The 14,181-nt window shown below is 72.2% G+C and carries 13 protein-coding genes; 4 read left to right on the forward strand and 9 right to left on the reverse strand.

The features are described from left to right. Positions 1-37 precede the first annotated feature (37 nt). Positions 38-733, forward strand: a complete 696-nt coding sequence (nucS, locus tag DV701_RS08220) for an endonuclease NucS (protein WP_114927881.1) — start codon at positions 38-40, stop codon at positions 731-733. 198 nt (positions 734-931) lie between these two features. On the opposite strand, the gene DV701_RS08225 is transcribed toward nucS, so the two are convergent. Next, the gene (locus tag DV701_RS08225) at positions 932-1,282 is read right to left on the reverse strand and encodes an iron chaperone (RefSeq protein WP_162802915.1); all 351 of its coding nucleotides are present in this window, start codon (positions 1,280-1,282) and stop codon (positions 932-934) included. Between the two features lie 55 nt (positions 1,283-1,337). On the opposite strand from DV701_RS08225, the gene DV701_RS08230 reads away from it, so the two are divergent. Continuing rightward, a complete protein-coding gene (locus DV701_RS08230; RefSeq protein WP_114927883.1) occupies positions 1,338-2,864 on the forward strand; it encodes a gamma-glutamyltransferase in 1,527 nt (508 codons plus the stop codon). Positions 2,865-2,981: 117 nt separating this feature from the next. On the opposite strand, the gene DV701_RS08235 is transcribed toward DV701_RS08230, so the two are convergent. Next, complete coding sequence (locus tag DV701_RS08235) at positions 2,982-4,487, reverse strand: HNH endonuclease signature motif containing protein (RefSeq protein ID WP_114927884.1); 1,506 nt, start codon at positions 4,485-4,487, stop codon at positions 2,982-2,984. Positions 4,488-4,603: 116 nt separating this feature from the next. On the opposite strand from DV701_RS08235, the gene DV701_RS08240 reads away from it, so the two are divergent. After that, the gene (locus DV701_RS08240; protein WP_114927885.1) at positions 4,604-5,305 is read left to right on the forward strand and encodes a cob(I)yrinic acid a,c-diamide adenosyltransferase; all 702 of its coding nucleotides are present in this window, start codon (positions 4,604-4,606) and stop codon (positions 5,303-5,305) included. Positions 5,306-5,352: 47 nt separating this feature from the next. On the opposite strand, the gene DV701_RS08245 is transcribed toward DV701_RS08240, so the two are convergent. Continuing rightward, on the reverse strand, positions 5,353-6,543 hold the full coding sequence (locus tag DV701_RS08245) for a citrate/2-methylcitrate synthase (protein WP_114927886.1): 1,191 nt from the start codon (positions 6,541-6,543) through the stop codon (positions 5,353-5,355). A 66-nt stretch (positions 6,544-6,609) separates the two neighbouring features. Here DV701_RS08245 and DV701_RS08250 point away from each other — a divergent pair, with 66 nt between their 5' ends. After that, positions 6,610-7,752 carry a citrate/2-methylcitrate synthase gene (locus tag DV701_RS08250; RefSeq protein WP_114927887.1) on the forward strand — a complete coding sequence of 381 codons (1,143 nt, stop codon included), beginning with the start codon at positions 6,610-6,612 and terminating at the stop codon, positions 7,750-7,752. A gap of 33 nt (positions 7,753-7,785) precedes the next feature. On the opposite strand, the gene DV701_RS08255 is transcribed toward DV701_RS08250, so the two are convergent. The 6 genes from DV701_RS08255 to atpA all read right to left on the reverse strand — a co-directional run bounded on the left by DV701_RS08255 (position 7,786) and on the right by atpA (position 14,111). Further along, positions 7,786-8,220: a DUF2550 family protein gene (locus DV701_RS08255; protein ID WP_114927888.1), complete on the reverse strand. Its 435-nt coding sequence runs from the start codon at positions 8,218-8,220 to the stop codon at positions 7,786-7,788. A gap of 7 nt (positions 8,221-8,227) precedes the next feature. After that, positions 8,228-8,509, reverse strand: coding sequence for a F0F1 ATP synthase subunit epsilon (locus DV701_RS08260; protein WP_114927889.1), 282 nt, complete (start codon positions 8,507-8,509; stop codon positions 8,228-8,230). 110 nt (positions 8,510-8,619) lie between these two features. After that, positions 8,620-9,849 carry an acetyl-CoA hydrolase/transferase family protein gene (locus DV701_RS08265; protein WP_114927890.1) on the reverse strand — a complete coding sequence of 410 codons (1,230 nt, stop codon included), beginning with the start codon at positions 9,847-9,849 and terminating at the stop codon, positions 8,620-8,622. Positions 9,850-9,965: 116 nt separating this feature from the next. After that, positions 9,966-11,429 carry a F0F1 ATP synthase subunit beta gene (atpD, locus tag DV701_RS08270; protein WP_114927891.1) on the reverse strand — a complete coding sequence of 488 codons (1,464 nt, stop codon included), beginning with the start codon at positions 11,427-11,429 and terminating at the stop codon, positions 9,966-9,968. A 16-nt stretch (positions 11,430-11,445) separates the two neighbouring features. After that, entirely contained in the window at positions 11,446-12,348 is a 903-nt protein-coding gene (locus tag DV701_RS08275; RefSeq protein WP_114927892.1) for a F0F1 ATP synthase subunit gamma, read from the reverse strand. 113 nt (positions 12,349-12,461) lie between these two features. Beyond that, a complete protein-coding gene (gene atpA, locus DV701_RS08280) occupies positions 12,462-14,111 on the reverse strand; it encodes a F0F1 ATP synthase subunit alpha (RefSeq protein ID WP_114927893.1) in 1,650 nt (549 codons plus the stop codon). Between the last annotated feature and the right edge of the window lie 70 nt (positions 14,112-14,181).

Below are 14,181 nucleotides of genomic sequence, written 5' to 3' on the forward strand. Positions count from 1 at the left end.
TGCGGGTACGCGGTGCGCCCGGGTTAGGGTGACCGGCGTGCGTGTCGTGATCGCCCGGTGCTCCGTCGACTACCAGGGTGCCCTGGTGGCGCACCTGCCCCTGGCCACCCGGCTGCTGATGGTCAAGGCGGACGGCTCGGTGCTCATCCACTCCGACGGCGGTTCCTACAAGCCGCTGAACTGGATGGCGCCGCCCTGCTCGATGACCGAGCAGGAGCCGGACGAGCTGGAGCGCGAGGAGGGCGTGCGGTCGGTCTGGCTGGTCCAGCACGGCAAGCGCGAGGACTTCCTGCGCATCCGGCTGCACGAGGTCCTCTCGGACAGCTCGCACGACCTCGGGATCGACCCGGGGCTGGTCAAGGACGGCGTCGAGGCTCAGCTCCAGGCGCTGCTGGCCGAGCACATCGTGACTCTCGGGGAGGGCTGGACGCTGCTGCGCCGGGAGTACATGACCGCCATCGGGCCGGTCGACATCCTGTGCAAGGACGGCGCCGGTGCCACGGTCGCCGTGGAGATCAAGCGGCGCGGCGACATCGACGGCGTCGAGCAGCTGACCCGCTACCTCGAGCTGCTCAACCGCGACCCGCACCTGGCGCCGGTGCAGGGCGTCTTCGCCGCCCAGGTGATCAAGCCGCAGGCCAGGGTCCTGGCGACCGACCGCGGCATCCGGTGCGTGACGCTGGACTACGAGGCGCTCCGGGGCCGGGACGACGCGGAGTCGCGGCTGTTCTGAGCGGCGACCTCCGGACGACGACGCCTGCGAGCGGGGCGGGCGGTTTCGTGCGGCGTGCACGATCCGAGCGACCAGGGACGATGCGCCCTGTTCCGCCATCGTGCACGCCGGGAAGACCACGGCGTGGCTTCGAACCTGGTCACGCACGCCCGCACCGGGCTCGACCGCACGCCCCTTTGACTGGGACTGCGTCCGACCTCACCGGCCGAGGATGTCGAGCTTGGCCTCGACCAGGCTTCTGACCAGCTCGTCCGGCAGCGGAGCGTCGGCCGGGAAGTGCAGCGAGCTCTTGGTGCGCTCGTAGGAGGTGAGGCGGTCGGCGAGCGTCGGGAGCACCTCTCCGCTGTGCGGCAGGTAGGCCAGGTGGTGCGTGAACGCCGCGAAGCCTGCGACCACCTTCCCCTCGACCCGGAAGGCCGGCACGCCGTAGGAGATGCCCTCCTCGGCGTGCGGGAGCACGGCCCGGATCGACCGGCGCAGCGCTTCCAGCGTGGTCCGTCCTGGCTCCTCGAGCGCTGCCAGGTAGGCATCGACCTCATCGACCGTCATGGCAGAAGTCTGCTCCTGACTACCCGAGATGTCGCGCTGCGGCAGGATGGTCCCCATGGTCCGTCGAGCCGCGATCGCCGCCCCCAACGCGCACGCCACGAGCGCCGCCGAGCACGCGCTCTCCGAGGGGGGCACGGCGGTCGACGCCGCGATCGCGGCGATGATCGTCTCCACCGTCACCGAGCCGGGGGTGGTGGCGCCGCTGGGAGGGTGCTACCTCAACGTGTGGCCGGTCGACGGCGAGCCGGTGGTCATCGACGCCAACGTGGAGATGCCCGGGCGCGGACAGCCGGAGGAACGCTTCGGCGCCGGCCTGATCGAGGCGGCCTCGGAGTACGGCGGCGGGATGGTCACCTACGTGGGGCCAGGCTCCGTGGCGACGCCGGGCATGCTCGCCGGGATGGGCTGCGCGCACGAGCGCTTCGGCGCGGCGCCGTGGGCGGCACTGGTCCAGCCCGCGGCCGACGTGACCCGCAACGGGTTCGCGCTGAGCCGGACCGCGCAGTCCTACCTCGTGCTGGTCGCCGGCACCATCATGGCCTGGGACCCCGCGACCCGTGAGCTGCTCACCGTCGACGGCACCTCCCCGCAGGTGGGCCACCTGCTCGCCGACCCGCTGCTGGCCGAGACGCTGGAGCAGATCGGCGCCGAGGGTTGGCGGACCCTCTACACGGGGGACCTCGCGGCCACCATCGACACGGACATGCGCGAGCGCGGCGGTCTGCTCTCCGCGACCGACCTGGCGGCCTACACCCCCGTCGTGCGGCCGGCGCTGCGCAGCCGCCTGGGAGCCTGGGACCTCGCCTGCAACCCGCCGCCCGCGATCGGCGGGCCCGTGCTCACCGCGATCCTGCGGCTGCTCCACGCGAACGAGGAGGAGATCACCCCCGCCCGCGCGGCCCAGGTGATGAAGGACGTCCTCGACATCCGCTTGGACCGGATCGACACGGCCGAGGACCTGGCCGCCGCCGGGGCCGAGCTGCTCGACACCCTGCACAGCATCGGCTCCACCGGGCTGCCCACGTCGGCCTCCACGGCGCACGTCTCGGTCGTCGACGCCGAGGGTATGGCGTGCGCCCTCACCGCCTCCGCCGGCTACGGCTCGGGCATGACGATCGCCGGGACCGGCCTGATGGCCAACAACGCCCTCGGGGAGCTCGAGCTCAACCGGCTGGGGCTGCACGCCCTGGCGCCGGGCACCCGGCTCGCCTCGAACATGTCGCCCACCACCGCCCGCCTCGCCGACGGGACGGTCATGGCGCTGGGCACGCCCGGCGCGGACCGGATCACCACGGCGCTGGCGCAGGTCATCCTGCACCTGGCGCGGCACGGCGAGAGCCTGCAGACCGCCATCGACCGGCCACGGATGCATCCACGGCGGCTGCCGGACGGGACCTCGCAGATCGAGCACGAGCAGGACGCCACGATCGCGGCCAGCCTGGACGCCGCTGGGATGGCCCGGTTCGAGCACCCGCCCCAGGTCATGTACTTCGGCGGCGTCGGCGGCGCGGTCCTGCGCCCGAACGGGGTCCTCGAGGCAGGCGCCGACCCGCGCCGCGCGGCCGCGACGCTGGTGACCTGAGCGTCGACCAGGGGCACGGCGGACCTCGTCGCGTTCTCGCCGGTGTCCGGATGGTCCGGAGCCGCCCCTGGGCATGACTGTGACTCGGCCCGCGCGGGGCCGGCCGGGGCGTGGTGGTCACAGGTGCCAGGTGACGACGTCGCCGACGACGGTGGCCATCAGGTCCTCGGTGTGGACCACGGTGTGGTGCCTCGGGCAGAGCAGGACGAGGAGAACGATGTCGGTGTCTCCGTGACGGCACCACCAGATCAGGTGGTGGACCTCGCACCAGGTCCCGGGGATCGTGCACCCGGGATACGTGCAGTGCTTGTCCCTGACCAGGAGCGCCTTGAACTGGCCCGGGGACGCCAACCTCTGTGTCCGGCCGAGGTCGAGGGGTTCACCCATCTCGCCCAGGACGACGGGGGTCAGGTCCCCCATGCAGGCGTACCTGCCCGCGGCGGTGGAGGTGAACCACGTGCCACCGGTCGCGGACTCCGCGGTCCCCGTCGGCCGGCCCGTCCGCGGATCGGCCTTCACGGTGAGGATCACCGACGCCCGCGCCGACGAGGCGGGGGCCCCGGGGTTGGCCAGGCCACGGGAGACGACGGTCTTGACCGCGTCGTACTGGCGCTGCCCGGCGTCACGGGAGTCCTTCTCCCCCTCCGGCCGGGGCACCGGTGTCGCCAGCGGCCCGAAGAGGATGCCGTCGAACATCGGTGCGTCCTCGACGGGTGCGTCGACGGTGTAGCGGACCATGCCCTCGCCCAGCGGGGTGCGGGTCACGCACCGCAACGCCTGGCGTGCCGGCTCGGGGCCGGTCCTGTCGTCGGGGTCCTCGCCCCTGTCCGGGTCCTCGTCGAGCAGGTCGGTCAGCAGCCGGGTGCAGACCTTGCCCAGGTCCGCATCACTGATCTTCGTGCTGCAGGCGGCGCCGGTGGCGATCTGGGCGTAGGCCTCGGCCTGGTCGGGGTCCAGCGCCCGGCGCAGGCGAAGCATGACCCGGGCGACCCTGCCCGCCCTCGCCAGCGACGTGCGTCCCTCCCGCACCGCCCGGTCCAGCGGTGCACCCCAGTGGTGGGTGCCGGCCTCCACGACCTGCTTCAGGGCCGACCCCTGCTGCAGGGACATGAAGGGGCAGCGGGCCCGCACCCAGTCCACCAACGACAGGCCGACCCCGGTGTGCAGGCCCCGGGCGTGCACCTGCACCGCGAGGGCGTACGTGAGGCGCTCGGTGCGGGTCGACAGGCGCCCGGCCTCCTGGACCGCGTCCCGGACCGCCTCGTCCATCAACCGCGTCAGGTCCCCGTCCTCCAGCCCGGTCGCGACGTCCAACGCGGTCCCCGCCTGCGACAGGCACGAGGACAGGACCTCCGGGGCCCAGCCCAGCCGGCCCGGGTCGAGCAGGTCCGCCTCCAACGTCGCGACGATGTCGGCCCACGCAGCCTCCGCAGCGGGACTGCCCGGCACGTCCACCCCGTCGACGCCGTCAGCGGCGGCGGCGTTGAGGAGAGCCAGCTGCTCCGCCGCCACCGCCTCGGCAGCAGCAGCTTGTGCCACGGTGACCGGGTCCGCTGCGGGCAGCCGGTCGCCGGGGTCGAAGAACTCCTCCTCGACACCCGCCCGACTGCTCCTGATCGACATGCTCACACTCGACCACCGACCACTGACAGACCCACTGACCTGCGACGTCCACCACTGCGCGGGCCTTCGACCGAACCCCTGTCGCCGTGCCTGCCCACCCGTGGGACGATGCCAGCATGGTCAACGTGACGCGTGTCTACACCCGGACCGGCGACGACGGCACGACGGCGCTGGGGGATCTCGGTCGCACCTCGAAGAACGACCCGCGGCTCGCCGCCTACGCGGACACCGACGAGACCAACTCCTTCCTCGGCGTCGCGCTGGCGTGCGGCAACCTGCCCAGGGACGTGCAGGAGGTGCTCACCCGGATCCAGAACGACCTCTTCGACGTGGGCGCCGACCTGGCGATGCCGCTGCGGGCGAGCTACGAGTGGGAGCCGCTGCGGACGCAGCCCGGGTGGGTGGAGGAGCTGGAGGCCGACTGCGACCGGTTCAACGCCGGCCTGGACAAGCTGCGCTCGTTCATCCTGCCGGGCGGGACGCCGGGCTCGGCGCACCTGCACGTCGCGCGCACGGTGTCCCGACGTGCCGAGCGGGCCGCGTGGGCGGCGCTGGACGCGCACGGCGACCAGCCGGCGGCCGACGGCGACCCCAAGGGGGTCGGGGGGGTCAACCCGCTGGCCGCGAAGTACCTCAACCGCCTCTCCGACCTGCTCTTCATCCTGGCCCGGGTGGCCAACCGCTCCGGCGAGGGCGACGTGCTCTGGCGACCCGGCGGCAACCGTCCCGAGCTGACGCCACCGCCCTCGCGGGCGCAGCGAGCTGCTGCGCGGGCGGGCGCGAGGCAGACCGACGACCCGATCGACGACGACGCCTGAGCACGACCGAGGTCCGCGGCGCACCCCGAGACCGGCAGGCGCTGTCCTCAGCGCTCCCCCGTGTAGAGCCCCGTGAGGCGGAACCGCATCCCCGGCTCGGCCAGCTCCTCGACCGCGTGCGCGACCCACCCGGCCGTCCGCGCGAGCGCGAAGACCGCCGAGCCGGTCTCCCGCGGCAGTCCGTCGACCAGCGCCCACAGCGCGAGGGGCAGATCCACCGTCATCGGCCACCCGCGCCGCTCCAGCAGCTCCCCGGCCAGCAGGTCGACCGCCTCGACGACCTCGCCCGGGCACCGCTCCCGCAGTCGCCGGTAGAGCTCGTCCGCACGCGGGTCAGCCTCCCGGTAGACGACGTGCCCGAAGCCGGCCGGCGGCCGCTCGGCGGCCAGCGCGGCACCGAGCGCCGCGCGCGGGTCCTCCAGCGCCGCCCGCAGCCAGCCGTGGGCCACCGACGGGGCACCCACGTGCAGCGGGCTGTCGGCGGCGGCGAGCGCCGCGAGCAGCGCGGTGGACAGGTCGGCCCCGCCCGAGACCGCGACCCGCAGCGCCGTCGTCGAGACGGCCATGTCGTGGTCGGCCAGCAGCACCAGCGTCGCGTCGACGTCCTCGACCCGGTCGGTCCCGAGCGCTGCCGCCACCCGCGCCGCCACGGTGCCGCGCTCAGCAGCCGGAGCCGCCGCGCCGGTCCCCTCCGCCAGCGCGCGCACCAGCAGACCCATGATCCGCGCGCCCGCGGCCACGAACGCCCCGGGCCGCCGGTCGTGCCGGCCGTGGTCGGTGCCGCCCTCGAGCAGCACCGCGTGCTTGAAGCGGTCGAGCGCGGAGGTCTGCGGCGGCAGCGCCGCGAGCAGCCGCGCCAGCTCCTCGCTCTCCTGCGCCGTCGGCACGGGCACCGGCTCCTCCTGCTGCCACAGCAGGGTGCAGACCTCCTCGAAGGTCGCGGTCCGCGACAGCTGCACGACGTCCCTGCCCCGGTACGCGAGCCGGTCAGGGCCGGTCATCACCTGGGTCAGCCGTGTGCGCACCTCCACCGAAGCCCCGGCGGCCGCGCGGGCGGCGGGCCGCCGGACCCCGTCGCGCAGGTCCGCCACCTCCTCGGCGTCGAAGAGGCTGCCTCCCGGCCCGCCGCGTCGCACCGGCGTGAGCACGCCGCGGCTCACGTAGGCGTAGACCGTCTCGACCTTCACCCCCAGGTAGGCCGCGACCTGGACCGTGCTCAGCGTGCCGTCCGGGGTCATCGCTGCGCTCCCACCTTGACCCGATCAACGTTGACAGACACTCAATACTAGCGCGAACCTCGACCCATGGACACGATCATCGCCCCGGCCGGACTCAAGGGCGTCGTCGTCGCGGACACCGCGACCGGCGACGTGCGAGGGCAGCAGGGTTTCTACCACTTCCGGCAGTACTCCGCCGTCGAGCTCGCGCGGCAGCGCTCCTTCGAGGACGTCTGCCACCTCATGCTCGAGGGGCACCTGCCGACGCCGCAGGAGTCGGCCGCCTTCCGCGAGCGCCTGTCCGGCCTCTCCTGGCTCCCGCCGGAGCTGGACGAGCTGCTGCCGGCCGTCGCCCGCACCGGGGCCGGCCGCGCCTCCCTCGCCCGGCTGCGCACCGTCGTCTCCCACCTCGGCGCCCTGGAGCAGTTCCCGCCCACCTGGGGCTCCGACGCCGAGCGCGTGCGTGCTGACGTGCTGCGCCTGGTGGCGGCGGTGCCGACGATCCAGGCCGCGCTCTTCCGGCTCCGCCGCGGCGAGGAGCCGCTCGCCCCGCGCCCCGAGCTCGGCGCCGCCGGCAGCTGGCTGTGGATGCTCACCGGCCGCCTGCCGGCGCCGGAGCACCGGGCGGCGATCACGGCATACCTGACCAGCACGATCGACCACGGCTTCAGCGCCTCGACGTTCGCCGCCCGCGTGGTGACCTCCGCCGGCAGCGACGTCGCCTCGGCGGTCTGCGCCGCGATCGGCACCTTCGCCGGGCCGTTGCACGGCGGCGCCCCCGACCGGGCGCTGGACGCGCTCGACGAGATCGGCGCCCCTGGGAGAGCCAGGGGGTGGGTGCGCGGGCGGGTCGCCGCCGGGGAGCGCATCATGGGCTTCGGGCACGCCGTCTACCGCACCACGGACCCACGGGCGGCGCTGCTGCGCGGGATCGCCCTGGAGCTCGGCGGCCCGCTCGCCGACCTCGCGGTCCGGGTCGAGGAGGAGGTCGTCGCCGCGCTCGCCGAGCTCAAGCCCGGCCGCGAGCTGCACACCAACGTCGAGTACTACGCCGGGGTCGTCATGGAGCAGTGCGGCATCCCGCGCGAAATGTTCACGCCGACCTTCGCCACCGCACGCGTGGTCGGCTGGGGCGCGCACATCCTCGAGCAGACGGCCAGCCCGCGCATCTTCCGTCCCTCGGCCCGCTACAGCGGCCCGGAGGCCCCGGCTCCCCTGCCGCAGGACTGATCAGGGGGTATGGCGTGCGCGCCCGGTCCACCTTCAGGCGACGCGGGCGCCGCGCCATCCGGGCGGCACGGCCTCGACCCACGCGCGCAGAGCGGTGTAGTGCCCCTCACCCAGGGCCAGGTCGAAGGAGGACGTGCCGTAGCTCACCGGCACCTGGATGAGGTCGGCCCGGCCCAGCTCGTCGGCCTCCGGCCCCGTCACCGCGCTGGCGATGCCCAGGTCGAGGTGGGCGCGCAGCCAGGGGCCGACGGAAAGACCGCCCGACCCGCGCAGGGTCAGACGGTCCTCGGTGAAGCGCAGGGTGCCACGGCGCCACGTGTCTCCGCTGCTCTCGCCGCGGTAGGCCGCCGGCATCGGCGGACAGATCAGACCCTGGTCGCCGAACAGCCGGAACAGGATCAGCCCGAGAGCCACGATCATCAGCGCGCCCAGCGCGGCGAGGATCACCAGGAAGAGGCTCTCCGACATGCTCTGCTCAGGCGGTCTGCGAGGAGGTCAGAGAGGCGGCGTCGACGTTGTCGGCGACGATGACCACGCGGTCGTGGTCGACGGACAGGAAGCCGCTGTCGATGGTGACGGTCTCGTCGCCGCCGCCGGTGTGGATGCGGACATCACCGGTCACCAGGACCCCCAGCAGGGGCGTGTGCCCCGGCAGGATCCCGAGCTCCCCGTCGATGCTCCGGGCGCTGACGCTCGCGGCCTCGCCCTCCCAGACCTTGCGGTCGGCGGCGACGAGCTCGACCCTCAGTGCACTCACAGCGGTTGTGTCCTCTCAGCGGAGACGTCAGACAGGTGGATCCAGTCTACCGGTCCTCGCGGGCGCCCACGCGCGCCCGTCGTCGGCCACTCCCGGCCCCGCCCACCGCTCTACGCCAGGCCGAGGTGGTGAGCCTCCTCCCACAGCTCCTCGCGCACGCGCGGGTGGGCCGCCTGCTCGATGAGATGAGCGGCCTGCTCCTTCTCGGAGTGTCCCAGCAGCGGCGCGGTCCCCTGCTCGGTGATGATCGCCGAGGACTGGAAGGAGGTCACCGGCTCCTCGACCATCGGCACGATCGTCGACACGTCCGCCCTGGGGTGCCAGGAGCGCAGCGCCATGATCGCCTGCCCGCCCTGGGAGTGCAGCGCCCCGACGATGAAGTCCGTCTGCCCGCCGAAGCCGCTGTGGATCCGCGCGCCGATGCGCGAGGCGTTGGCCTGGCCGAAGAGGTCGACCTCCAGCGCCGTGTTGATCGAGGTCATCTGGCGCTGGCGGGCGATGAGCGCCGGGTCGTTCGTGCGCTCGGTGCGCAGCAGGTGGACCCGCCGGTTGCGGTCCAGCCAGTCGTACAGGTCCTGGGTGCCGAAGAGGAAGGACGTCGTCAGCGGGTGGTCGGGGTCGAGCGCGCCGGCGGCCTCGAGCGCCAGCAGTCCGTCGGAGAACATCTCGGTCCACAGCCGCAGACCCCGGTGCCCGGTGAGGGCGGCGAGCACCGCGTCCGGGACCGCGCCGATCCCCATCTGCAGGGTGGCGCCGTCCGGCACCACCGCCGCCACCCGTGCACCGATGGTCCGGGCGTCGTCGCCGAGCGGCCCCGGCGGCGGCGGCGTCGGCAGCAGGCTGCTCACCTCGAGCGCCACGTCGATGTGCTCGACCGGCACCAGCGCGTCGCCGTAGGTGTAGGGCATCCGGTCGTTGACCTGGGCCACGACGAGCCCGCCACGCTCCCGGCACGCCTCGATCGCGGCCGGCAGCACATTGACCTCGATCCCGAGCGAGACCACGCCGTCGCGGGGCGGCGAGCAGTGCAGCAGGACCGCGTCCACCGGCAGCGAGCGCCGCAGGAGCACCGGCACCAGCGACAGCCGGGAGGGTATGTAGCGCAGCCCCGGGTGCCGGCGCTGGCCCGCCCCGACGAAGCTCGTCTCCATGACCACGCCCTCCCGCTCCGGCAGCCCGGGCGGTCCGTTGAGCGTGTTGAGCACGTAGCGCTCCACGTGCTCGTCCAGCAGCCGCACCAGCTCCCAGGGGATGCTGTGGTTGCCGGACGCGACGACGCGCGGGCTCTCGGGCAGGGCGCGCAGCTCGGCCCCCAGGGTCGCGGTGTCGACGGTGATCACGGGCCCATTATCCTCCTACGTCACGTAGGAACCCCTCGTGGGCGGGGGTATGACGAAGGGCCGGTGAGTCTTTGCGACTCACCGGCCCCGCGTCAGCGACGAAAGGGTTCAGGCGCTCAGCTGTTCTTCTCCAGCTCGGCGGCCTGGCGCTCGACGTCGTCGAGGCCACCGCACATGAAGAAGGCCTGCTCCGGCACGTGGTCGTACTCGCCGTCCGCGACCTTGGTGAAGGCCTCGATGGTGTCGGAGAGCGGGACCGTCGAACCCTCGATGCCGGTGAACTGCTTGGCGACGTAGGTGTTCTGCGACAGGAAGCGCTGGATGCGGCGCGCGCGGCCGACGAGGATCTTGTCCTCCTCGGACAGCTCGTCGATACCGAGGATCGCGATGATGTCCTGCAGCTCCTTGTAGCGCTGCAGGATCGACTTGACCCGGACCGCCGTGTCGTAGTGCTCGCGGGTGATGTAGCGCGGGTCCAGGATCCGGCTGGTCGAGGTCAGCGGGTCCACGGCCGGGTAGATCCCCATCGAGGCGATCGGGCGGGAGAGCTCGGTCGTCGCGTCGAGGTGGGCGAAGGTCGTGGCCGGGGCCGGGTCGGTGTAGTCGTCCGCCGGCACGTAGATCGCCTGCATCGAGGTGATCGAGTGACCACGGGTGGAGGTGATCCGCTCCTGCAGGGTGCCCATCTCGTCGGCCAGGTTGGGCTGGTAGCCCACCGCGGACGGCATGCGTCCCAGCAGCGTGGAGACCTCCGAGCCGGCCTGGGTGAACCGGAAGATGTTGTCGATGAAGAGCAGCACGTCCTGCTTCTGCACGTCGCGGAAGTACTCCGCCATCGTCAGTGCGGACAGCGCCACCCGCAGGCGGGTGCCCGGCGGCTCGTCCATCTGGCCGAAGACCAGGGCGGTCTGGCCGAGGACCCCGGCCTCCTCCATCTCGACGATGAGGTCGTTGCCCTCGCGGGTGCGCTCGCCGACGCCGGCGAACACCGAGACACCACCGTGGTCGCGGGCGACACGGGCGATCATCTCCTGGATGAGCACCGTCTTGCCCACGCCGGCGCCGCCGAACAGGCCGATCTTGCCGCCCAGCACGTAGGGGGTGAGCAGGTCGATGACCTTGATGCCGGTCTCGAACATCTGGGTCTTGGGCTCCAGCTGGTCGAAGGCCGGCGCCGAGCGGTGGATGCCCCAGCGCTCGGTGATCTCGAGGGTCTCCCCCTCCGGCAGGTCGAGCACGTCACCGGTGGCGTTGAACACGTGGCCGAGGGTCACGTCACCCACCGGGACGGTGATCGGGCCGCCGGTGTCCTGCACCGCGGCGCCGCGGACGAGGCCGTCGGTGGGCTGCAGGGAGATCGCGCGGACCATGTTGTCGCCGATGCCCTGGGCGACCTCGAGGTTGATCGTCTTGGGCCCGTCGCCCAGGTCGACCTCGGTCTTGAGCAGGTTGTAGAGCGCAGGCATCTGGCCGGGGGGGAACTCGACGTCGACGACCGGCCCGATGATCCGGGACAGGCGACCCACGCCGCCCTGCGTCTGCCCGGCGTCGCTGGCCGGAGCGTCAGTGGTAGCAGTCATGACTGTTGCTTCCTTCTCACTTGGCGTCCGCGAGGGCGCTCGCGCCGCCCACGATTTCGCTGATCTCTTGGGTGATCTCGGCCTGGCGGGCCTGGTTCGCCAGCCGGGTGTAGGTCTTGATGAGCTCCTCGGCGTTGTCCGTCGCCGACTTCATCGCCCGCTGTCGGGCAGCCAGCTCGGAGGCGGACGCCTGCAGCAGCGCGTTCCAGATCCGGGAGGTGACGTACTTCGGCAGCAGCGCGTCGAGCACCTGCGGACCGTCCGGCTCGAACTCGTAGAGCGGGTAGATGTCCTCGGCCTGCTCCGGAGCCTCGTCCTCGACGACCTCCAGCGGCAGCAGGCGGACGACCTGCACCTCCTGGGTCACCATCGTGATGAACCGGGTGGAGACGACGTGGATCTCGTCCACGCCGCCGTTCTCGGACCCGGCGACGAAGTCCGCCGTCAGCCGCTGGGCGATCTCGCGCGCCAGCTCGAAGGTCGGGGCGTCGGAGAAGCCCGACCAGCTCTGCTCGAAGGAGCGGCCGCGGAACTTGAAGTAGCCCTCGGCCTTGCGCCCGGTCAGGTAGGGCACCATCTCCTTGCCCTCGTCCTCCACCAGCAGCTCGCGCAGCTGCTCGCTGCGCTTGAGCACGTTGCCCGAGTAGGCGCCGGCGAGGCCGCGGTCGCTGGTGATGATGAGCACACCGGCGCGCCGGACGGTCTCCCGCTCGGTCGTCAGCGGGTGCTCGACGTCGGCATAGCTGGCGACGGCGGACACCGCACGGGTGATCGCGTTGGCGTAGGGCGTCGTCTGCGCCACGCGCTGGCGGGCCTTGACCACGCGTGAGGCGGCGATGAGCTCCATCGCCCGCGTGATCTTCTTGGTCGACTGGACGGACCGGCTGCGCTGGCGGTACTCCCGCTGCTGCGCTCCCATATCTCGCCTCTCTCGTTGGACTCGTGCGTCGAGGGTGGTGGTCGGTGCTGGTGGGGTATGACGTGGAGCCGGCGGGCGGGACCGGCCGGCCCCGCGTCATACCTCCTGGTGCCTCAGCGCCGGCGGACCTTGATCTGCTCCTGGTCGACGTCCTCGGACTCCAGGCCGTCGATGTTGTCGAAGTCCTCGTCCGATCCGGTGCGGACCTCACGGCTGCTGTCCGGGTCGAACTCCTGCTTGAAGGACTCCATCGACTCCACCAGGGTGGCCTCGGTGTCGTCGCCCAGCTTGCCGGACTCGCGGATGCCGTCCAGCAGACCCTGCTGCTCGCGGCGCAGGTAGTCCACCCAGTCGGCCTCGAAGCGGCGCACGTCGGAGACCGGCACGCTGTCGATGTGGCCGTTGGTGCCGGCCCAGATGATCGCGACCTGCTCCTCGACCGGGACCGGCGAGGACTGCGGCTGCTTGAGGATCTCGACCATCCGCGCACCGCGCTCGAGCTGCGCCTTGGACGCGGCGTCGAGGTCGGAGGCGAACATCGCGAAGGCCTCCATCTCCCGGAACTGGGCGAGGTCGACCTTGAGGCGGCCCGAGACCGACTTCATCGCCTTGATCTGCGCGGCGCCACCGACGCGGGAGACCGAGACACCCACGTCGATCGCCGGGCGGACGTTGGAGTTGAACAGGTCCGACTGCAGGTAGATCTGGCCGTCGGTGATCGAGATGACGTTGGTCGGGATGTAGGCCGACACGTCACCGGCCTTGGTCTCGATGATCGGCAGGCCGGTCATCGAGCCCGCGCCCATCTCGTCGGAGAGCTTGGCGCAGCGCTCCAGCAGCCGGCTGTGCAGGTAGAACACGTCGCCGGGGTAGGCCTCGCGGCCCGGGGGGCGACGCAGCAGCAACGACACGGCGCGGTAGGCCTCGGCCTGCTTGGACAGGTCGTCGAAGACGATGAGGACGTGCTTGCCCTGGTACATCCAGTGCTGGCCGATGGCCGAGCCGGTGTAGGGAGCGAGGTACTTGAAGCCCGCGGAGTCCGAGGCGGGCGCCGCCACGATCGTGGTGTACTCCAGCGCGCCGTTCTCCTCCAGGGTGCTGCGCACCGAGGCGATGGTCGAGCCCTTCTGGCCGATCGCCACGTAGATGCAGCGCACCTGCTTGTCCGGGTCGCCGGACTCCCAGTTGGACTTCTGGTTCAGGATCGTGTCGACGGCGACCGTGGTCTTGCCGGTCTGCCGGTCGCCGATGATCAGCTGGCGCTGGCCACGGCCGATCGGGATCATCGAGTCGATCGCCTTGATACCGGTCTGCAGCGGCTCGTGCACCGACTTGCGCGCCATCACGCCGGGAGCCTGCAGCTCCAGCGCGCGGCGGTCCTCGGTCTCGATCTCGCCGAGCCCGTCGATCGGGTTGCCCAGCGGGTCCACGACCCGACCGAGGAAGCCGTCGCCGACGGAGACCGACAGGACCTCGCCCGTGCGGCGGACCGGCTGGCCCTCGCCGAGGCCGGAGAAGTCACCCAGGACGATGACACCGACCTCGTGCACGTCGAGGTTCAGCGCCAGGCCGAGCGTGCCGTCCTCGAACTCGAGCAGCTCGTTGGTCATGACCGAGGGCAGACCCTCGACGTGGGCGATGCCGTCGCCGGCGTCCACCACGCGCCCGACCTCCTCGCGGGAGGCGGCGCTCGGCTCGTAGGACTGGACGAACTGGTCCAGTGCGTCGCGGATCTCTTCCGGACGGATCGAAAGCTCCGTCATCATCTTCTCCTCGTCGTAGGTCCGTGCTCGTCTGTGGCGGACCGGATGGGTCGTGCTCGGGGGTATGCGG

It is taken from the genome of Ornithinimicrobium avium (genome assembly GCF_003351765.1).
GTDB lineage: Bacteria > Actinomycetota > Actinomycetes > Actinomycetales > Dermatophilaceae > Ornithinicoccus > Ornithinicoccus avius.